Source organism: Rhizobium etli CFN 42 (assembly GCF_000092045.1).
Classification (GTDB): Bacteria; Pseudomonadota; Alphaproteobacteria; order Rhizobiales; family Rhizobiaceae; genus Rhizobium; species Rhizobium etli.
Genome location: NC_007766.1, coordinates 190,745 through 209,697 on the forward strand (window position 1 = coordinate 190,745; position 18,953 = coordinate 209,697).

General features: G+C 62.7%; 19 protein-coding genes. 1 reads left to right on the plus strand and 18 read right to left on the minus strand.

Annotated features, from left to right (window positions below; genetic code table 11):
- The 9 genes from doeA to ehuR form a co-directional block, all read right to left on the minus strand.
- Positions 1–1,182, minus strand: a complete 1,182-nt coding sequence (doeA, locus tag RHE_RS27370; RefSeq protein WP_011428488.1) for an ectoine hydrolase DoeA — start codon at positions 1,180–1,182, stop codon at positions 1–3.
- A 32-nt stretch (positions 1,183–1,214) separates the two neighbouring features.
- The gene (gene eutC, locus RHE_RS27375) at positions 1,215–2,207 is read right to left on the minus strand and encodes an ectoine utilization protein EutC (RefSeq protein ID WP_011428489.1); all 993 of its coding nucleotides are present in this window, start codon (positions 2,205–2,207) and stop codon (positions 1,215–1,217) included.
- On the minus strand, positions 2,204–3,205 hold the full coding sequence (gene eutB, locus RHE_RS27380; protein WP_011428490.1) for a hydroxyectoine utilization dehydratase EutB: 1,002 nt from the start codon (positions 3,203–3,205) through the stop codon (positions 2,204–2,206). The genes eutC and eutB overlap by 4 nt, the downstream gene beginning before the upstream one ends.
- Before the next feature lie 4 nt (positions 3,206–3,209).
- Entirely contained in the window at positions 3,210–3,989 is a 780-nt protein-coding gene (gene eutA / locus RHE_RS27385; protein WP_011428491.1) for an ectoine utilization protein EutA, read from the minus strand.
- A 1-nt stretch (position 3,990) separates the two neighbouring features.
- On the minus strand, positions 3,991–4,650 hold the full coding sequence (ehuD, locus tag RHE_RS27390; protein WP_042119989.1) for an ectoine/hydroxyectoine ABC transporter permease subunit EhuD: 660 nt from the start codon (positions 4,648–4,650) through the stop codon (positions 3,991–3,993).
- Between the two features lie 4 nt (positions 4,651–4,654).
- On the minus strand, positions 4,655–5,314 hold the full coding sequence (gene ehuC / locus RHE_RS27395) for an ectoine/hydroxyectoine ABC transporter permease subunit EhuC (protein WP_011428493.1): 660 nt from the start codon (positions 5,312–5,314) through the stop codon (positions 4,655–4,657).
- A 76-nt stretch (positions 5,315–5,390) separates the two neighbouring features.
- Positions 5,391–6,239 carry an ectoine/hydroxyectoine ABC transporter substrate-binding protein EhuB gene (gene ehuB, locus RHE_RS27400; RefSeq protein WP_011428494.1) on the minus strand — a complete coding sequence of 283 codons (849 nt, stop codon included), beginning with the start codon at positions 6,237–6,239 and terminating at the stop codon, positions 5,391–5,393.
- 59 nt (positions 6,240–6,298) lie between these two features.
- Entirely contained in the window at positions 6,299–7,084 is a 786-nt protein-coding gene (gene ehuA / locus RHE_RS27405; RefSeq protein ID WP_011428495.1) for an ectoine/hydroxyectoine ABC transporter ATP-binding protein EhuA, read from the minus strand.
- Positions 7,085–7,206: 122 nt separating this feature from the next.
- Positions 7,207–8,592, minus strand: coding sequence for a MocR-like ectoine utilization transcription factor EhuR (ehuR, locus tag RHE_RS27410; protein WP_011428496.1), 1,386 nt, complete (start codon positions 8,590–8,592; stop codon positions 7,207–7,209).
- Between the two features lie 101 nt (positions 8,593–8,693).
- Between ehuR and RHE_RS27415 the strand changes: the two genes are divergently transcribed.
- Positions 8,694–9,191, plus strand: a complete 498-nt coding sequence (locus tag RHE_RS27415) for an Lrp/AsnC family transcriptional regulator (RefSeq protein ID WP_011428497.1) — start codon at positions 8,694–8,696, stop codon at positions 9,189–9,191.
- A 170-nt stretch (positions 9,192–9,361) separates the two neighbouring features.
- On the opposite strand, the gene RHE_RS27420 is transcribed toward RHE_RS27415, so the two are convergent.
- The 9 genes from RHE_RS27420 to RHE_RS27460 all read right to left on the minus strand — a co-directional run bounded on the left by RHE_RS27420 (position 9,362) and on the right by RHE_RS27460 (position 18,898).
- On the minus strand, positions 9,362–10,105 hold the full coding sequence (locus RHE_RS27420; protein ID WP_011428498.1) for an amino acid ABC transporter ATP-binding protein: 744 nt from the start codon (positions 10,103–10,105) through the stop codon (positions 9,362–9,364).
- A complete protein-coding gene (locus tag RHE_RS27425; protein WP_042119990.1) occupies positions 10,102–11,076 on the minus strand; it encodes an amino acid ABC transporter permease in 975 nt (324 codons plus the stop codon). The genes RHE_RS27420 and RHE_RS27425 overlap by 4 nt, the downstream gene beginning before the upstream one ends.
- A gap of 61 nt (positions 11,077–11,137) precedes the next feature.
- Entirely contained in the window at positions 11,138–11,971 is an 834-nt protein-coding gene (locus RHE_RS27430; protein WP_011428500.1) for a transporter substrate-binding domain-containing protein, read from the minus strand.
- A 142-nt stretch (positions 11,972–12,113) separates the two neighbouring features.
- Positions 12,114–12,503 (minus strand): carboxymuconolactone decarboxylase family protein, encoded by a 390-nt coding sequence (locus RHE_RS27435; protein WP_011428501.1) that lies wholly within the window; start codon positions 12,501–12,503, stop codon positions 12,114–12,116.
- Positions 12,496–13,305 carry an alpha/beta fold hydrolase gene (locus tag RHE_RS27440; RefSeq protein ID WP_011428502.1) on the minus strand — a complete coding sequence of 270 codons (810 nt, stop codon included), beginning with the start codon at positions 13,303–13,305 and terminating at the stop codon, positions 12,496–12,498. Before RHE_RS27440 ends, RHE_RS27435 begins: the two co-directional genes overlap by 8 nt.
- A gap of 1 nt (position 13,306) precedes the next feature.
- The gene (locus RHE_RS27445; protein WP_011428503.1) at positions 13,307–14,383 is read right to left on the minus strand and encodes an LLM class flavin-dependent oxidoreductase; all 1,077 of its coding nucleotides are present in this window, start codon (positions 14,381–14,383) and stop codon (positions 13,307–13,309) included.
- 39 nt (positions 14,384–14,422) lie between these two features.
- Positions 14,423–15,937, minus strand: a complete 1,515-nt coding sequence (locus tag RHE_RS27450; RefSeq protein WP_011428504.1) for an aldehyde dehydrogenase — start codon at positions 15,935–15,937, stop codon at positions 14,423–14,425.
- Between the two features lies 1 nt (position 15,938).
- Entirely contained in the window at positions 15,939–16,931 is a 993-nt protein-coding gene (locus tag RHE_RS27455; RefSeq protein ID WP_011428505.1) for a flavin reductase, read from the minus strand.
- A gap of 164 nt (positions 16,932–17,095) precedes the next feature.
- Positions 17,096–18,898 carry a helix-turn-helix domain-containing protein gene (locus RHE_RS27460; RefSeq protein ID WP_011428506.1) on the minus strand — a complete coding sequence of 601 codons (1,803 nt, stop codon included), beginning with the start codon at positions 18,896–18,898 and terminating at the stop codon, positions 17,096–17,098.
- Positions 18,899–18,953: the final 55 nt, after the last annotated feature.

Consider the following 18,953-nt stretch of genomic DNA (forward strand, 5'->3'; position numbering starts at 1 on the left):
TCAATCCTTGACTATCAGCTTGCGCGCAACATCGGCGAGGCACTCGACACCGCTTTCGGTGATGAGAATGCTCTCCGTCGTCTCGAACCCCATGTCCTCCAACCAGAGGCCGGTCATGAAATGAAATGTCATGCCGGGCTTTAACTCCGTCCGGTCGCCGGGCCGCAGGCTCATGGTGCGCTCGCCCCAGTCCGGCGGATAGGAAAGGCCGATCGGGTAACCCGTGCGGTTGTCCTTGACGATGCCGTATTTCTTCAGGACCGCGAAGAAGGCGTTGGCGATATCCTCGCAGGTGTTGCCGGGCTTGGCGACCGCAAGACCGGCTGCCATGCCTTCCAGCGTCGCTTTTTCGGCGTCGAGAAAGGCCTGCGTCGGCTTGCCGAGGAAGACGGTGCGCGACAGCGGCAGATGATAGCGGTTGTAGCAGCCGGCGATTTCGAAGAAGGTGCCCTCGCCCTTCTTCAACGGCCGGTCGTCCCAGGTCAGATGCGGTGCGGATGCTTCGACACCGGACGGCAGCAGCGGCACGATCGCCGGATAGTCGCCGCCGATGCCGTCGACGCCGCGCGTGCCGGCGTCATAGATTTCCGCGACGAGATCGCACTTGCGCATGCCGACCTCGATCTTGTCGAAGATGCGGGCATGCATGGCTTCCACGATCCGGGCCGCATTGCGCATGTATTTGATCTCGGTCTCGCTCTTGACCGCGCGCTGCCAGTTGACCAGCGCGGTCGCGTCGACGAAGCGCGCATTCGGCAGATGCCTCTGCAGCGCGGCGAAGGCCGCGGCAGAAAACCAGTAATTGTCCATCTCGACGCCGATCGTCAGCTTGGCGAAACCGCGCTCCGTCAGGATGCCGGAAAGGTAATCCATTGGATGACGCTCGGTGGATTGCACGTAGTGATCGGGATAGCCGACGATATTGTCGTGCCCGAGATAGGCGGTGAGCTTGGCGCCGTTGGCGTCCTGGCCGCGGCCGAACCAGATCGGCTCGCCCTGCGGCGGCACGATCACCGCCTGATGCACGTAGAAGGACCAGCCGTCATAACCGGTCAGCCAGGCCATGTTCGAGGGGTCGCTGACAATAAGCAGGTCGACACCCTTCGCCTCCATGGCACGCCGTGTCTTTTCCAGGCGCTCGGCATATTCTCCGAGCGAGAACTTCAGATGGGGTTGGGTCATGTCTCTTCCCTTCTTCTCCGGCGCCGCGCCGGTCAGCTTTCGAATGTTGTGCCGGCATTCGCCGCGCCGGCGCGGGCAAAGGCGAGCGTGGCGATGGCGGTGTCCTGAATGCCGGTTCCGGTGAGGTCGGCGATGGTGATCTGGTCGTCGCCCGTCCTGCCCGGCATCCGCCCAGCGACGATCCGGCCGAGTTCGGCGAAATCGGCATCCCTTTCGACGAGGCCGGCTTCGATCGCATGGTGCAGCTCGCCGAGCCGGCGCGTCTGCTTCAGGCTGTCGGGGACATAGAGGCCGGCGCCGGCGATGGCCGCCGGATCGATCTCGTTCTTGTGCTCGGCGTCCGAGCCCATGGCCGTCAGATGCTGCCCGGGTTCGAGCCAGCCGGCATCGATGATCGGTTTTTCCGCTGGCGTGGTGGTCACGACGATGTCGGCGCCGGACATTGCTTGCCGCGGGTCAGATTTCGCCTTGACGGGAAAGCCGAGCCTTGCCGCCAGTTCCGCAGCAACGCCCTTAGCCTTGGCCGTATCCCGCGCCCAAATCCTGGCTTCACGGATCGGCCGCACCAGCGTCAACGCTTCAAGCTGCAGCCGCGCCTGCATGCCGGCGCCGAAGATTGCCGCCACGTTGGAATTTTGTCGCGACAGATGTTTTGCCGCGACGGCACCGGCCGCGGCGGTGCGCACGTCGGTGAGATAGCCGTTGTCGAGAAGCAGCGCCTGCACCAGGCCGGTCCGGCTCGATAGCAGCACCATCATGCCATTGGTGCTCGGCAGACCGATTCTTGGATTGTCGAAGAAGCCGGGGCTGATCTTGATCGCGAAACCCTCGATGCCGGGGATGTAGGCGGTCTTCACATCGACCTCGCCCCGATACTCGGGAATGTCGAGCCGCAGGATCGGCGGCATGGCGACCGCCTTCGTTGCAAGCGCGGCGAAGGCCTGCTCGACGCAAGCGACCGCGTCGGGATCAAGCCCGACAATCACTCGCAATTCCGCTTCCGTCAGAATGATCATGCGGTTCATGGGCCATCCTCCGTGAATGCCGCACCCTCGCCGTTGATCACCCGGCGGTGCTGTTCCATGTCGACATTCCGCCCGGAAAGGATCGCAACGATCGGGCCGCCGGGGCTGATCTTGCCCGCCAGCAGCGCTGCGATGCCGACTGCTCCCGCGCCCTCGGTGATCTCGCGCTCGCAGGCATAGGCATGACGCATGCCTGCGGCGATCTCCGCCTCGGTCAGCAGGACGACGTCGTCAAGAAGCGCCCGGCACATAGTGAAAGTCACGCGATTGTCGAGGCCGATGCCGCCGCCGAGAGAGTCGGCAAGGCTCCTCACCTCCTCGACCTGCACCGGCCGTCCGGCATCGAGGCTCGCCTTCATCGCCGCGCCCCGTTCCATCGTCAGGCCGATCACCTTCATCTTGGGATTGACACCCTTGATCGCGGCGGCGACGCCCGCCGCAAGGCCGCCGCCTGAAAGCGGCACCAGCACTGTTGCCACCTCAGGCAAGGCGTCGACGATATCGAGCCCGAGCGTCCCCTGCCCGGCGACGACGTCGGGATGGTCAAAAGGTGGGATCATCACCAGCCCCTCCTCTCGCACCAGCCGGTCGACTTCCTGCTGCGCCTCGTCCTGCGATCGCCCGACGATGCGCACATCGGCGCCGAGACGGCGGATTTCCGCAACCTTGTTCTCTGGCACCAGCCGCGACATGCAGATCGTCGCAACCGCGCCTTGCGCCTTCGCGGCATGAGCAAGCGCCCGGCCGTGATTTCCGGTCGAGGCGGCGACGACACCGCGCGCGCGTTCTACCGGTGACAATGACAGCACCGCATTGGTCGCCCCGCGCAGTTTGAAGCTGCCAGTCGTCTGGTGATGTTCGAGCTTCAGCCACACCGGAACGCCGGAAATCTCGGCAAGCGATGCCGACAGCACCATCGGTGTTTCGACGACCCAGCCGGCGATCCGCCGCGCCGCTGCGCGAATATCCTCCAGCGAAACCGGCAAGCTGCTCACCATGATCTCAGCCTTCCCCATAGGGCATCGTCATCAGCTGACCGAGCTCGGGCCGCGCCCGATCATCGCCGCAAAGCCTTAGGCAGGCCCAGGCGGTTGCGAGATTGCTGGTCACCACAGGCTTGCCGGTCTCGCCTTCGATGCGGGCGGCGACCTGTGCGGCGCGCAGAGCAGTGCAGGAGATGAACAGCGCTTCGGACTGCGGCGCCAGCGCCTCACGCGCGAAGGCCGCGATCTCATCCGGCGCGATACGAGCCATCTCGCGGTCGTCGCTCAGGCCAAGGCAGGTGAAGCGGTCGATCGCAAAGCCGAGAGCTGCGAAATAATCCGCCATCGGCCGGCTGGTCTCGATCGTATAAGGCGTCAGCACCGAAATCCGGCGGGCGCCGAGCGCCTTCAGGCCCCTCACCGCCGCCGCCGTCGGCGTTACCACGGCAGTACCGGGTTTGGAGGCGTGGATCGCCTCCTCGATATTGCGGTCGCCGATGACGACTGACGCGGAGGTGCAGGAATACATGACGGCATCGAGCGCCTCACCCGGCAGGATCAGCCCTGCGCCTTCCGTCAGCGACGGCTGCATCTTCGTGAGGTTTTCCGGTGTCACCGGGTTGGCATAATGGATGCGGCTGACATAGACACCGATGCGGTCGCCGGCGACCATGCCCCGGAAGTCGACTTCGGTCGTGTGATCCGTCGCCAGGATGATCAGGCCGATGCGCTTTTCGAGCGGCCGGTCGTCCAGCCGTGGCCGCCGGCCGGCGGCAATGATTTCGATTGCTGCGGGCATCTCAGTCATCCATCCTGGCGTAGCGCTCCTCGAGCCAGCGCAAGCCCACCACCGAGACCAGGCTGATGACGAGGAAGAAGACGCCGACGAGCGTCATCGGTTCGATGTAGCGATAGTTGCTGTTGGCGATGCTTTTGGCCTGGTTCATCAATTCCAGCACGGTGATCGCCGAAAGCAGCGGCGTTTCCTTGAACATGGCGATGAAATAATTGGCAAGCGCCGGGATCATCGGCGGGATCGCCTGCGGCAAGATTACGTGGATCCAGGCCTGGCGCGTCGTCAGATTGGTCGCCTTGGCCGCTTCCCATTGTCCGCGCGAGACGTTTTCGATGCCGGCGCGATAGACCTCCGCGGTATAGGTGGCGTAGTGAATGCCGATGCCGATGACGCCGGCGGTGAGCGGCGACAGCCGGATGCCGATATCGGGCAGCACATAAAAGATGAAGTAGAGCTGTACCAGCAGCGGTGTCCCGCGAATGAATTCCGAGACGAAGCCGACCGTCCGGGAAATGGCGGCGACCGGGGATCGCCGCGCAATGGCGAGGCCGAGGCCAACAACCATGGCGACCGCAGCGCCGAGGATGGTGGCAAGAATAGTGATCTTGAACCCTTCGAGAAGGGTCGGCATGATCTGCCAGACGAACTCCCAATCCCATTCCATATGATCAGGTCCTCATGCCGTCGAGGCCGCGTGTCATCCGCCGCTCCAGCAGGCGCATTGCCGCCGAGATGGCGGAGGCCATGAGGAAATAGAGGATGAGGATCGCCGCAAAAGGCACCAGCGTATTGCCCGTCTGCGCCCGCACCACCTGCGCCTGGAAGGTCATGTCCGTCAGCGAGATCAACGACACGACGGCCGTGCCCTTCAAGAGCTCGATCGCGTTGTTGCAGAAGGTCGGCAGCATCAGCGGCAGCGCCTGCGGCAGGATGACGTGGCGCATGCGCTGGTAGCGCGACAGGTTGAGCGCGATGCAGGCTTCCGACTGTTCGCGCCCGACGGCCTTGACGGCGCCGCGCACCACCTCCGCGCCATAGGCACCGACATTCAGCCCGAGCGCCAGCACGCCGGCCTGCAGCGGCGTCAGCGTCAGGCCTGCGAAGGGCAGCACGAAATAAACCCAGAAGAGCTGGACGAAGATCGAGGTGCCGCGAAAGAATTCGATATAGGCGGTCGCCAGAGCCCGAACGGCAAAGAAGCGCGACAGGCGGCCGAGGCCGGCCAGGAAGGCCATGACGAGCGCCAGCGCCGATCCTATGACCGTCAGTTCGAGCGTCACCAGGGCGCCCTGAAGGATCAGTGTCAGATAGCCGGACCATACCGACATCGGCAACTCACTTCTCTGGAGATCGTGCGGGCGGACCGGCCATGGCAGGGCGCATGGCCGGTGTGCTCACATCAGGTTACTTGGCTGCGGCGCAGAGCTTGTCGCGGCTCGTCGACATCGCCGCCTTGGCCGAGAAGCCGTAGGGCTCGATGATCTTGGCGAATTCGCCCGATTCCTTCAGCTTCTTCAGCTCGACGTCGAAGGCGTCGCGCAGCGCGACGTCCTGCTTGCGGAAGGCAGCACCGTCGCAATAGACCGGTGCATTGACGACGGGGGCGACGGTTTCGAGGTTCGGATCGTTCGCTTTGGTCAACAAGTCGTGGATCGACAGAACTGGCAGCGAATAGACGTCGATGCGGCCGTCCTGCAGCATCTTGATGCCGCTCTGCCCATCCGGAACCACGATGACGCGGTCACGCGGCACGCCGGCTTCCAGCGCCAGCTTCTCTTCCGTGCCGCCGCCCGGCGCGCCGATCTTGGCGTTCGGATTGTCGGCGATATCCTTGTAGCTCGTCAGCTTCAGCGGGTTGCCCTTCTTGAGAGCAAAGGCTTCAGCGTCGCACAGGATCGGTTCGGAATAGGCAACGGCATTGCAACGTTCGGGCTTCATGAAGAGGCCCGCGGTAATTGCGTCGTGTCGGCCGGCCTGCAGGCCGGGGATCATCGCGCCGTATTCCGAGATCGAGGCGACCACTTCCTTGACGCCGAGCTTTTCGAAGATCACGCGAGCCACGTCGGGGGCAGCGCCCGAAACCTTGCCATCGGCGCCGACGGCGGTGAATGGCGGCTCGTTGGCGATGGCGATGCGGGCGAAACCCTGTTCCTTCAGCTGTTCGAGCTTGTCATCGGCGGCGGATACCGGAGCGGCCGCCGTAACCAGAAGCACCGACAGGCTGACGGCGCTCAAAAAATATCCTGCTTTCATCGTTCCCAACTCCTGTGGCTTTCTCTTTGCGTTTTGTTGTTCGCGGGCAATGTCTGAGGTCAGACGCGGTGCCCTGCCGCGATGATTTTGCGCAGGAATGTCTGCGTCCTTTCCTGCGTCGGATTGCGGAAGATGTCGCCGGGCCTGCCTTCCTCGACGATCCTGCCGCGATCGAAAAACAGCACGCGGTCGGCAAAGTCGTGGGCAAAGCCCATTTCGTGGGTGACGAGAAGCATCGTCATATCGGTCTCGGAGGCGAGCTTCCGCATGACGTTCAGCACCTCCTCGACGAGTTCCGGGTCGAGTGCCGAGGTCACCTCGTCGAACAGCATGATCTTCGGCGACAGGGCCAGCGCCCGGGCAATGGCGACACGCTGCTTCTGGCCGCCGGAAAGCTGCGCCGGGACGCTACTCGCCTTGTCGGCAAGGCCGACCATATCGAGAAGCTCCATCGCCCGCTTCTCGGCTTGCGGCCGCTTGATACCCTTGGTCAACATCGGCGCCAGCGTCACATTGTCGAGCACGCATTTATGCGGAAACAGGTTGAAGTGCTGGAAGACCATGCCGATCTTTTCGCGCATGCGATGCAGGTGGCGCTCATCGGCCGGCACAAGTCCGCCGCCGTTCGGCATGTGATAGAGCTGTTCGCCATCGACCTCGATATGGCCGCCGCTGATCGTCTCCAGCGTCATCAGGATGCGCAGGATCGTCGTCTTGCCGGAGCCGGACGGCCCGATCAGCGCCAGTTTCTCGCCCGGCATGACATTCATCGACAGGCCGTCGAGCACGGTCAGCGGGCCGTATTTCTTGACGATGTTGTCGATGCGGATGATGGGCGAAGGCATTCATGTCTCTCCTTGTTGAGACAAGCAATGACCTAACGATGACGGTCCACGAAAATCATGTCAATTCGTAAAATAATATCATGACAATTATTCTGCACCTGCCGGCAAATGAGGCGCCCGCCTCAAATCGCGAGCAGCAGCTCTTCCGGATTTCCCTGCGCCAGTGAGGCAACGATCCCGAGTCCGGTTCGCAGCTCGCCTTCCGTCGTCGAGCCGAGCGAGATGCGCACCGCCGGCGTCCAGCCGTGATCGGCGGTGTGGAAGGATTTGCCCGGCGCGATCGCCACGCCGCGCAGCCTTGCCTGTGACACGAAACCATCCTCCGTATGGCTGCCGGACAGCGGCAGCCATACATGTAGGCTTTGCGGGTGCGTTCGATAGGACAGGCCGGCCAGCATCTCCGCCGCGATCGCATGGCGCCCAACAAGAGCGCGGCGCTGCCAGTTGACCAGTTCCATCGCCGTGCCGTCGCTGACCCAGCGCGTGGCGATTTCGGCCATAGCCGGCGTCGCCATCCAACTGGAGACGAGATGGCGGTTGGCAACGGCGGCGACATAGCGGTCGGGCGCCACGAGATAACCGATCCTGAGGCCGGGAACGGTGATCTTCGTGAAGCTCGTGACATAGAGCGTCCGCTCCGGCGCGAAGGCGGCCATTGGCGGCGCGCGGTCCTCGACCATCGGCCCGAGAATGTCGTTTTCGATGATCGCTATGTCGTGCTTGGCGGCGACTGTGGCGAGCGCCTGCCGGCGCTCTGCGCTCATCAGCGCCGCCATCGGATTGATCACCGACGGCTGCAGGAAAATCGCCCGGATCGGCCCCGTCCGACAGGCCTCGTCCAGCGCTTCGGGGATCATCCCCTCCTCGTCGATCGCCAGCCCCTCGAGATGCAGGCCGAGATAGGTGGACAGCGGCACCAGCGTATGATGGCTGATCGCCTCGGTGGCAATGGTCGAACCGGGCGGGGCGACACTCATTAGCGCCACCGTCATGCCCGAGGTCGCGCCATTCGTCAGGCTGACGTTCAACGGCGATACGTCGATCCCGCAGCGCGCCAACCATTCCGTGGCAACAACGCGATGGCGAGGAAAGACCATGTTCGGCCGGAAAGACAGGGCCGAGCTGGACGGCAGATTCTCGGAGAGCCAGCCAAAGGCCTGGCGCAGCCTTTCCAGATGGATCTGCTCGCACACCGGTTTCAGGATCGAAAGATCGATCACCTCCCCCAGTCGTTCCGGCAGATAAGGCGGCTCCGGCTCGCGCGGCCGCGTCTGCACGAAGCTGCCGCGTCCGATCTCACCCGATATCAGCCCCCGGCGGCTCAGTTCGTCATAGGCGCGGCTGACCGTCTGCACGGAAAGATGCAGATCATCCGCCAGCTTGCGATGCGGCGGCAACTGCGTGCCGTCGGAGAGCTTGCCGTCGGTGATCGCATTGGCGATCTGCTCGGCCAGCGAGAGATAGGCAGGCCGACGGAGTTGCGAGGGATCAGGGCGCCAATTTGTCATGATTTCAACACTGCTGAAAATCAGTTCAATTGACAATGCCAAAATGCGCTTCCATTGTCTTTTCGCCTCGTTTGAAATGATTTCTTTCTAAAGAAAGCTCCATGAAGCTCGACGCCATCGACCTGCGCATCCTCGACGCCGTCCAGCACGACGGCCGCATCACCAAGCTGGCGCTGGCCGAAAAGGCCGGGCTGTCGCCGACGCCGTGCTGGATGCGGCTGCGCAAACTCGAAAAGGCAGGGATCATTACCGGCTACCACGCCCGGATCGCCCCGCGGCGCATTGCGCCGGTGGCCAGCGTGATGATGGAAGTAACGCTCGCCAATCATCGCCAGGCCGATTTCGAGCGCTTCGAGCGTGCCGTTGCCGCAACCCCCGAGATCGTCGCCTGCTGGTCGGTCGGCGGCGGCGTCGACTATATCCTGAAAATCATAGCGGCCGATATCGACGCCTATCAGCGGCTGGTCGACAGTCTTCTCGACCGCGAACTCGGCATCGACCGCTATTTCACCTACATCGTCACCAAGACGGTGAAGGAGGAAACGGTGCTTCCTGTCTCTTCCTTCGCCGCATCCGGCGAGGACCAGAGCGCGTCGTAGACAATCTCTCTGCCAGTCAGGGTGGAAACGGCAAGCGTGCCCGTCGCCAAGCCACATCGTGACGAGATCCTAATCGGCCGACGCCGCGTGAGGCGTAATCTGCAGCAAGGAGCGCGGCACGGGATGATCGCTCAAAAGTCTCGGACAGGCCGCGCTGCCGCCGTATGTTGCTAGTGCTTAAGGATTTGACTGAGGAACAGCTTGGTGCGCTCATGCTGCGGATTGTCGAAGAATTCTTCTGGCGCGCCCTGCTCGACGATCTGACCTGTGTTCATGAAGATCACGCGGTCGGCAACGGCGCGGGCAAAGCCCATTTCGTGGGTGACGCAAACCATGGTCATGCCGTCCTTGGCAAGGCCGGTCATGGTTTCGAGCACCTCCGATACCATTTCCGGATCCAGCGCCGAGGTCGGCTCGTCGAACAGCATGACCGCCGGCTGCATGCAGAGTGACCTGGCAATCGCCACCCGCTGCTGCTGGCCACCCGATAGCTGGATCGGATATTTGTTGGCCTGTTCGGGGATACGCACGCGCTCCAGAAATTTCAGCGCCGTCTTCTTCGCCTCGGCCGCCGGCACCCCCTTGATCCACATCGGCCCGACCATGCAGTTCATCAGCACCGTCATATGCGGGAAGAGATTGAAGTGCTGGAACACCATGCCAACGTTCTTCCGGACTTCGCCGATCTTGCGCATCTTATCGTGCAGGGTGATGCCGTTGACGGTGATCTCCCCTTCCTGATGGGCTTCGAGCCGGTTGAAGCAGCGGATCAGCGTTGACTTGCCGGATCCCGAAGGACCGCAGACGACGATCCGCTCGCCCTTGCTGACCGTGAGATTGATATCCTTCAGCACCTGAAAGGCGCCGTACCACTTCGAAACATTTTTCGCTTCAATGATCTTGTCACCGTTCATCGGACTTTGCTCCTGGCATAATGACGTTCGATGCGTGCTTGGATAAGTTCAAGGCCGATCGACATGATCCAGTAGAGCATGGCAGCGGAAATCAGCATCTCCATGTGCTGGAAGGTCTTCTGGCCCAGCGTGCGGGCCAGGAACATCAGTTCCCAGACGCCTATGACGGAGACCAGCGAGCTGTCCTTCAGCATGGAGATGAACTGGTTGCCGGTCGGCGGAATGATGACGGGCAGCGCCTGCGGCAGGATGATCTTGCGCATGGTGATGCCGAAGCCGAAGCCGATCGAGCGCGAAGCTTCCCACTGGCCGCGGTCGATGCTCTGGATGCCCGAGCGGAAGATCTCCGTCATATAGGCGCCGTAGCAGAGCGACAGGGCGAGGATACCGGCCGGCACCGCATCGATGACGAAGCCGAGCTGCGGCAGGCCGAGATAGATCAGGTAGACCTGCATGAGGAGCGGCAGACCGCGGAAGAACGACGTGTAGAAGCTGGCGATCGCATAGGCGAAGCCATTGGTCGACAGCTTGGCGACGGCGCCGAGAATGGCAATCGCCGAGGCGATGACGATCGAAACGGCGGACACATAGATCGTCGTCATCAGGCCCTGGCTAATCATAAAGGGCAGCTTTTCGACGATGAACGGCAGGCTCAGATGAAATGTCGCGAAGAAGGCGAGGAACAGAAGCAGCAGTTCCAGCCAGACGACGGCGATCTGCACCCTGAGCGGCGCAAAGCCGATCAGCACGACATTGAGCACGAACATGACGGCGATGACGAAGGCGATCGCGAAACGTCCATACATGCCGCTGGCAGAGGGATCGCCGATCACGGGGCGCATCAATTCGCCCATCGCCGTGCCGGTCAGGTTGAACATCATGAAGAAAACCAGCACGACCGCAAACATCGTCGCGATGAACCACGGCTTATGGACGAGCACTTCAGACTCGACGGTATCGGGATAAAGCATCTCTTGTCCCTTGCGGCAAATCGACGGTCCGGTTGCTCGGACCGCCCGCTTCTGGCGGTGGTTACTTTACGACCGTATAATCTACGCCATACCACTTCACGGAAAGCTTGCTCAGCGTGCCATCCGCCTGCATGGCCTTCACGGCTTCGGCGATCTTGTCGTTGAATTCCTTGTCGCCATGCTCGATGGCAACGGCAAGCGGCTCGTAGAAGACGGGGTCGCCGATCTGCTTGATCGGGTAACCGGCCTTGACGGCGTCGAGAATGCTCGGCAGCGACGAGACGACGGCATCGAGACGGGTGCCGTCGCCGAGACGCAGATCATCGAAGGCGGTGGACGAGTTGGCGTAGGACTTCACTTCCTTCGGCTTGAACTCGTACTTGAAGGCAGGCGCGCCGGCGGCATCAAGCGTCAAGTCGCCTTTCGCATAGGCTTCGAACGTGGAGGTGGCCGTGGTCCCGACGACCTTGCCGTCAAGATCGGAGAGCTTCGTCGCCTTGCTGTCCTTGTGCGCGGCGACAGCAGCCGGCGTGTAATAATAAACGGCCGGGAAGTCAAAGATCTCGGCACGCTTTTTGGTCGGCGTCATCGAACCGACATGCATGTCCCAGCGGCCCGCCCAATTGCCGGCTGTGATGATGTCCCAGCCGGGCGTTACGAATTCGACCTTCACACCGAGACGCCTGCCGATATCCTTGGCAACGTCGATGTCGAAACCGTCAAGTTCGTTCTTGTCGTTCATGAAGGATTGCGGCGCCCAGTTGGCGTCGGTCGCAACCTTCAGGTCCTTGTCCGCCATCACGCGGTCGAGCACGGCGCCGGCATTGGCCGGAACGGCAGCCAGCACAATAGCGAGCGACGCGGCGGCTGCAGTCATCTTGGTCAATCTGTTCATGCGATGGTTCCCTTTATTGTCATTCTTGGTTTTGGTCCGGGCTCATTCCCGTACCGTCATGCAATCTTGCAGTCGAAGAGACTTTTCGTCTTCCGGCGATCGGAAGCAGCGGCAGACCGCTCGTTCCTTCAAACCGGGGAAGTCAGAACTCTCCTTTCTGGCGCATCTCGTCGCGAATGGAGCGGGCAACCCGGAAGGCTTCTACGCCGGCGGGAATGCCGCAATAGACTGCGATTTGCACGAGAGCGGCCCGCAATTCGTCGTCCGTCAGCCCGTTGCGAATGGCGCCGCGAAAGTGGATGCCGAATTCATGCATGCGGTTGAGCGCCGCCAGCATGCCGAGATTGAGAAGGCTACGCTGCTTGAGATCGAGCCCTTCGTCGGTCCAGGCCGCACCCCAGCAATATTCGTTGAGAACGTCCTGGAAAGGTGCCGAGAAACCGTCGGCACCGCTGATGGCGCGATCGACATAGTCGTCGCCCAGAACCTTGCGCCTAACGGCCTCGCCGCTCTTTCTGAGCGCCTCATCCATGGTTCGTCTCCTCGCGAGTCAGGAAGCCGTGGATCAAATTCGCAACCGTTTCCGGCGCCTCGATCAGGATGGAGTGGCGCAATCCGGGCAGGATGCTGAGCGTCGAGCCCGGGATGCGCTCGTGCATGTAGCGGGCCATGCGTGGATTGGATCCGGCATCCTCCTCGCCCGTTGCAATCAGCGTGGGGCAGCGGATCTGGTCGAGGAAGCCGCCGAAATCCGTCTCCGCCAGCACCCGGTAGGCGGCGGCGTAACAGTCCGGATCATTCTCCGCATCGCGCTCACGAAGCCGCGCGATCACCGCGGGGTTGTTCTCCTGAAATTCTTCGGTCAGCCAGCGCGACAGCGAGGCGTTGTGGTGATCGGCGGGCGTACCGGCCCGCAGCGCCGCGAGGCGCTCCAGAACCCGCGTGCGCTCATCCGGCGTGCGGCCGGCCACCGTGGAGAGCAGCACCAGCTTGCGCAGCCGGTCGAGGTGGGTCAGCGCCAGGCGCTGGGCGATCAGCCCGCCGAGCGAGAAGCCGGCGAGATTGAAGGTCGAGAAGCCTGCCTTGTCGGCGAGCGCCAGAGCCTCGTTGACGAAATCGTCGATCTCGTAGCGGCCCTTCACCCGGCTCGATTGGCCGTGGCCACGGAGGTCGAAGGTCAGGATCGTGAAGCTGTCCTTCAGGCGCTCGACCACACCCGACCAAGCCTCCAGATAGGAGCCGACGCCGTGAATGCAGACCAGAGGCTCGCCGCTACCGTCGATCCGGTAGTTGAGCGTCACGTCTCCGACGGTATAGCGCTGTGCCTCTGCCATGTCAGCCTGCCGCCGCCTTGCGCTGCTTGTCCTTTTCGCGCGCGGCGAAGAAGGGCATGATTTCCTCGACGAACAGCTCGATCGTCCGCTTCTGCAGCTCGAAGGGCAGGTTGAAGGTCAGGCCGAGACAGTACTGATCAACACCGGCTTCTTCATAGACCAGCAGCTTCTCGATCGCCTCGTCGGGCGTGCCGAACATCAGATTCCTGCGGATATTGTCCGGATTGTAGTTGTCCTTGCCCTTCACCGCATCGTAGGGCACAGCCTCCGGAAAGCCTTCGCGCACCATGCCGATATTCTGCATCAGATTTTCGAAGGCGCGGCCGTAGTCCATGCTGTGCCTGACCGCCAGTTCCCAGCCGTCAGCCTTGTCGTAGACGCAGGTGCGGCGCTGCATCATGAAGCGCGGGCGCGGTACCTCGGGATGATCGGCAACCGCCTTGTTGAACTTGTCGGCGAGGACCTGGATCTCGGCTGCCGGCTGCGAGAGCGGCGTGGAGAGGATGCTGGCGCCATTGGCGATCGCCCAGTCGAAGGAGCCGGCATCGCGGGCCGCGACCCAGATCGGCGGATGCGGCTGCTGAAGCGGCTTCGGCACAGACGTGGCGGTCGGGAATTTCCAGTAGTGCCCGTCATGGGCGTAGTCGCCGGCCCAGAGCTTCTTCACAGCCGGGACGATCTCCTTCATGTAGGCGACGCCTTCCTGCTGCGGCATGCCGCCGGCCATCCGGTCGAACTCATACTGGTACGAGCCGCGGGCGATGCCGAATTCCAGGCGGCCGTTGGTCAGATGATCGCAGAGCGCGGATTCACCGGCGAGACGGATCGGGGTCCAGTAGGGCGCAACCAGCGTCGAGGTGCCCAGGCGGATCTGCTGCGTGTGCTGCGCCAGCCAGACCAGCGTCTGGAACGGATTGGGAGAGATCGTGCATTCGATCGTGTGGTGCTCGGCGGTCCACAGCGCCTCGAAACCGCCTTCGTCGGCCATCCGTGCCAATTGCAGGAGATTGTTCTTGACCGTCGACATCGGAATGTCGGACGAGAAGCGCTCCATGGTCAGCGATACTGCGAATTTCATCTGCTTGCCTCCCTTTCGGGTTCAGTTTTGTGCGTGCCGTCACTTCAGACGGATGACGAACGGGTCCTGCATCGCCCCGGAATAATCGATGATGACGTTCTTCAGGCGCGAGAATTCATGCATCACCTCGAAGCCGCCGCGCCGGCCGTAGCCGCTTTCCTTGAAGCCGCCATTGGCGGACATGAAGGAGGCCGAGCGATAGGTATTGACCCAGACGGTGCCGGCCTCGATCTGGTTGGCGAAGCGCAGCGCCCGGTCGATATCCTTGGTCCAGATGCCGGAGGCGAGGCCGTAATGGCTATCGTTGGCGAGAGCGACCATCTCCGCCTCGTCGCGGAACGGCATGACGCCGACGACAGGGCCGAAGATCTCGTCGCGCATGAAGCCCATGTCGTTCTGCGCATCGACCATGACCGTCGGCTCGTAGTACCAGCCGCCGTTTGAGAGATCTTCCTTCCGCGGACGGCGCCCGCCAGCGGCGATCTTGGCGCCATCCTTGACGCCCGAGGCGACGTAACCCTCGACCTTGGAGAGCTGGTCGGCGAGCGCCAGCGGACCGATATCGGTATCATCGAGCGTCGGCAGGCCGACGCGGATGCGGGCGGTACGAGCAATCAGCGCATCGATGAACTTGTCGTAGATGCTGGCTTCAACGAAGCAGCGCGAACCGGCAACACAGGTCTGCCCGGCAGCGGCGAAGACGCCGGAGACGACGCCGTTGACGGCATGCTCGAGCTCGACATCACCGAACACAACATGCGGCGACTTTCCGCCGAGTTCCATCGAGCAGGGCACGAGGTTCTGCGCGGCATTGCCGGCGATGCGGCGGCCGGTCGCGGTGCTGCCGGTGAAGACATACTTGGCGACGCCCGGATGGCGGGTCAGCGCCTCGCCGGCGCTCTTGCCGGTGCCGGTGACGACATTGACGACACCCGCCGGGAAGCCCGCCTCGTGAATGAGTTCGGCCAGCGCAAGCGTCGAGGCAGTCGCATGTTCCGATGGCTTGATGACGACGGTGTTGCCGATCGCCAGGCATGGCGCCAGCGTACCGGTCAGCAGCATCAGCGGCGAATTCCACGGCGTGATCATGCCGACGACGCCGAGCGGTTCGCGCAGGTTGATGTTCAGCGTATCCATCCGGTTGATCGGAATGGTATCGCCCTGCAGCTTGTCGGCCATGCCGGCGAAATAGTGGTAGCTATCCGGCATCGAGCGCATCTGCGCCCGGGTTTCCTTCAGCAGCTTGCCGTTGTCGCGCGTCTCGATTTCGGCAAGCGTATCGGCATTGGCGCGGACGAGTTCCGCGAGCTTGCGGACCAGCGCGCCGCGGTCGGTCTGCGTCATGCGCCGCCAGGCGGGATTGCGGAAGGCGGCATTCGCTGCGGCGACAGCGGCCGCGACATCATTGGCATCGGCTGCGGCCAGATCGTACCAGCGCTCGCCGGTGGTCGGGTCGTAGCTGGCAATGTAGTTGCCGGCCTTCGGCGCCACGAATTCGCCGTTGATGAACAGGCCCTGTCGCGAACCTTCGATGGAGCTGACTGTCGTCTTCATGTCACTGTCCTTGGTCTTGGGAGGCTTGGATCCAGGCACGGGCTTCGCCGTCGATCATCGCGACGCGGCCGCCGTCGTCGGAATCCATGTAGATGCCGAAGCGGCCCGCCTGCCGCTCGCGCACATAGCGGCGCAACATGGAGCGCAGTTCATGGGTGGCGATCGCCTCGTAGGGCAGATCGTCGATGCCGAAGAAGCGGAGATCGGCAGGCAGGTTGACCTCTTCCCCCTCGCCTGCCAACCGGGCGCGATAGACGAGATAGCCGGGATCGCTATCGGCAACGTCGAAGACGGAATAGAGGAAGGTCTCTTCCGGTACGAGGCGCAGCGCATCGCCGCCCTCGACCACCAGCTGGCTGTCGGCCTTGCGGCGGCGTGCCGATGGCAGCACCCAGCCGCCCCTCCCGTCCGAGCGCAGCAGCAGGCCGTCGCCGGCCTCGATCAAGTAGCCGATGATCACCCCGTGCGAGGCAAGCCAGCCCGCCGGCAGCGGATCCTTGACGCTGGCGTAACGGCCGCGGCAGAAGCCGAGCGGTGCGGTCGGGCTGGTGCCGAAGGCGCGGACCTGGCCGATGAGAACCGTATGGTCGCCAGCATCGACGGCGCTGTGGGTGGTGCAGTCGAACCATGTGAGACTGTCGGTCAGAACCGGCGCGCCGGTATGGATGTGATCGTGGGTGACCGACTGGAACTTGTCGGGAGACTTCGAGGCGAAGGTGCCAGAGATATCGACTTGGCCTTCATGAAGGATATTGACCGCAAAGCAGCCGGCATTGGTGAAGGCCTGATGGCTGGAGGCCGCCTTCGCGACACAGACGAGAAGCAACGGCGGATCGAGCGACACTGAGGTAAACGAATTCGCGGTCATTCCGCGCGGGCTGCCGTCCTCGTCGCGCGTGGTGATGACGGTCACACCTGTCACGAAGGTTCCGAAGGCCCGGCGCAGTGCGATCGGGTCGATCGGTGCATCCGTCCTTGCCGCTGTCTCCGCCATGCCTTCGAGCCTCCTCTGCTTGTTGAAAGGAGGCTATCGCTACCGCTTCGGCCGTTCTTCCCTGGCATCGTAGGATGGGGTGGAAAACTTCTGCCTCGATCCAGAGGAGACAAAACGGCGCGAGGGGGCAGAGCCTCGAACGAGCGTATATGAGGGCTGGAGAACTATCTCTGGGCGGTCGAGCGATTGTCAATGACGCCGTGCAGACGGATTGCCAATTCGACGGCAAAGCGCTTTTCCGGAGTCTCGACATCGACGCCGAAAAGCTCCTGAATGCGCGAGAGCCGGTAACGCAGCGTCGTAACATGCAGGCCCATCGTATCGGCGCAGGCCTGGCTGCGGCACCCCTCCTGCAGATAGGTGGAGAGCGTTTCCATATAGGGCGTCCCGTTTTCGCGATCGTGCTCGGCGATAGCCCCGACACTTTCCTGGACAAAACTACGCACGTCGCCGGCTTCCGAGGCCGCAACCAACATCGGAAGCGGCCCGAAGTCCTGAGCTGAAATAGCACCGGTCAATCCAAAGGAACGGCCGATGCGGATCATGCGACCGCACCGCTCCCAAGCCGCCGAGTAGTCGGGTAGCGCATCACAGCGGTTGCCTGAGACGACAACGGGCGCCTCGCCGAAATAGCGGCCGAGTTCCTCGGCGATGCGGCGGGTGAGCTTGGCCGTGCGCTCCTGACGCTTGCTCGTGTCATAGGGCATGAGGCAAACAACACCACCGTCGATCGCGATCAGGTTCGCCTGCACCGAGGCCTGTTGCATGATGCGCGTCAGCGTGTGTTCGACATCTACGGAAGCCCCACCGAAAGCCTTTGTCTTATCGGGGAAATCGACGACAATCATCTGCTGCGGGATGGCGAAGCTCAATCCGAGCCGCTGAGCCCGTTGCGCGATATCGCCGGCGTCGCGCCAACGGGCCTCGACGATTTCGAAGAACAGTTCGGTCTGCGTCCGGGTTTCAAACCGGAACCGGATGAAGCTACGCATCATCTGGACGCTCAGCGCGAATTTGGCGCTGTCGAGCATCAGCAAGTCGAGATCGCTGAATTCGCGGGCGGTTGGGAAGATGATCAACGCACCGACCAGCTGATTGTCGACCATCAGCTCCTCGATGCGGGCGGAGATCCGGAAACGTTGTGTGCCGTCGTCGAGAAAAAGGTTGGCCGCATTCGTCGTGCCGTGTTCGATCGCATCACGCGCCGCCTTCATCAACGGCCGGGCGAGAGTCGTGGAAGCGGCTTCCGGCCAGGAGGTCTCGTCGTATAGTGCGTTCGGCGGGCGCCCGGCGATCACCTGATTGGCGGTAAAGTCGATCACCACCGTCGGGTTCGGCAGCATCATTCCAACCATCGCCGAAAGCGGTGCGACCGACCCGTCGCTGAGCACATGCTCGAGCAGCGACGTATGCGCTTTCAGGGCTCGCTCGAGCCGCTGCGCCGACCGCTTCTCGGCTTCAAGCCGGTGTTCGCGCTCCACGGCGATTGCACCCAGATGGATGATGGTGCCGAGGAAGGCAAGATCGTCCTCCGATACTTCGGTGATCTGTCGGGCGATGACGCTGAGGACCATCGGCCGGCCTTCCGCATCCTTGCAATTCATGGGCAAGACCAAGACGGTGCGGTAGTCACGATCGAAGGCCTCCGCCCGATAGCCGGGAAACTCGGCAGACTGGCGTGCATCGGGGATATAGACGGGCTCGTTTCGCTGCAGAGCGATTAAGGACGGGCTTGTCGCCAATTCCCATTTGTCCGGCAGCTGCCGTTCTATCAGTGTCGGATCGTAGCGTACGATGACGTAGGCGTAACCATGGGCGGCATCGATGCTCATGATCGATCCCAACGCCCAGTCCGCATGACGGCAGGCGGCGGCAATCAGTTGCTGCAGAACGGCCTGAAGATCGCCGCCGCTGTTGATCTGACTGGCGACGTCTCGTAGCGACAGTACACGGGACCTCTGATCCAATCGTTTCGCCTCGTTGACATCCGTCAGCGAGTATGCGCGCCCTCAGCGGACAAAT

Coding starts and splice junctions, on each gene's coding strand:
- doeA (WP_011428488.1), bottom strand. CDS start 1,182: ATGACCCAACCCCATCTGAAGTTCTCGCTCGGAGAATATGCCGAGCGC.
- eutC (WP_011428489.1), bottom strand. CDS start 2,207: ATGAACCGCATGATCATTCTGACGGAAGCGGAATTGCGAGTGATTGTC.
- eutB (WP_011428490.1), bottom strand. CDS start 3,205: ATGGTGAGCAGCTTGCCGGTTTCGCTGGAGGATATTCGCGCAGCGGCG.
- eutA (WP_011428491.1), bottom strand. CDS start 3,989: ATGCCCGCAGCAATCGAAATCATTGCCGCCGGCCGGCGGCCACGGCTG.
- ehuD (WP_042119989.1), bottom strand. CDS start 4,650: ATGGAATGGGATTGGGAGTTCGTCTGGCAGATCATGCCGACCCTTCTC.
- ehuC (WP_011428493.1), bottom strand. CDS start 5,314: ATGTCGGTATGGTCCGGCTATCTGACACTGATCCTTCAGGGCGCCCTG.
- ehuB (WP_011428494.1), bottom strand. CDS start 6,239: ATGAAAGCAGGATATTTTTTGAGCGCCGTCAGCCTGTCGGTGCTTCTG.
- ehuA (WP_011428495.1), bottom strand. CDS start 7,084: ATGCCTTCGCCCATCATCCGCATCGACAACATCGTCAAGAAATACGGC.
- ehuR (WP_011428496.1), bottom strand. CDS start 8,592: ATGACAAATTGGCGCCCTGATCCCTCGCAACTCCGTCGGCCTGCCTAT.
- RHE_RS27415 (WP_011428497.1), top strand. CDS start 8,694: ATGAAGCTCGACGCCATCGACCTGCGCATCCTCGACGCCGTCCAGCAC.
- RHE_RS27420 (WP_011428498.1), bottom strand. CDS start 10,105: ATGAACGGTGACAAGATCATTGAAGCGAAAAATGTTTCGAAGTGGTAC.
- RHE_RS27425 (WP_042119990.1), bottom strand. CDS start 11,076: ATGCTTTATCCCGATACCGTCGAGTCTGAAGTGCTCGTCCATAAGCCG.
- RHE_RS27430 (WP_011428500.1), bottom strand. CDS start 11,971: ATGAACAGATTGACCAAGATGACTGCAGCCGCCGCGTCGCTCGCTATT.
- RHE_RS27435 (WP_011428501.1), bottom strand. CDS start 12,503: ATGGATGAGGCGCTCAGAAAGAGCGGCGAGGCCGTTAGGCGCAAGGTT.
- RHE_RS27440 (WP_011428502.1), bottom strand. CDS start 13,305: ATGGCAGAGGCACAGCGCTATACCGTCGGAGACGTGACGCTCAACTAC.
- RHE_RS27445 (WP_011428503.1), bottom strand. CDS start 14,383: ATGAAATTCGCAGTATCGCTGACCATGGAGCGCTTCTCGTCCGACATT.
- RHE_RS27450 (WP_011428504.1), bottom strand. CDS start 15,937: ATGAAGACGACAGTCAGCTCCATCGAAGGTTCGCGACAGGGCCTGTTC.
- RHE_RS27455 (WP_011428505.1), bottom strand. CDS start 16,931: ATGGCGGAGACAGCGGCAAGGACGGATGCACCGATCGACCCGATCGCA.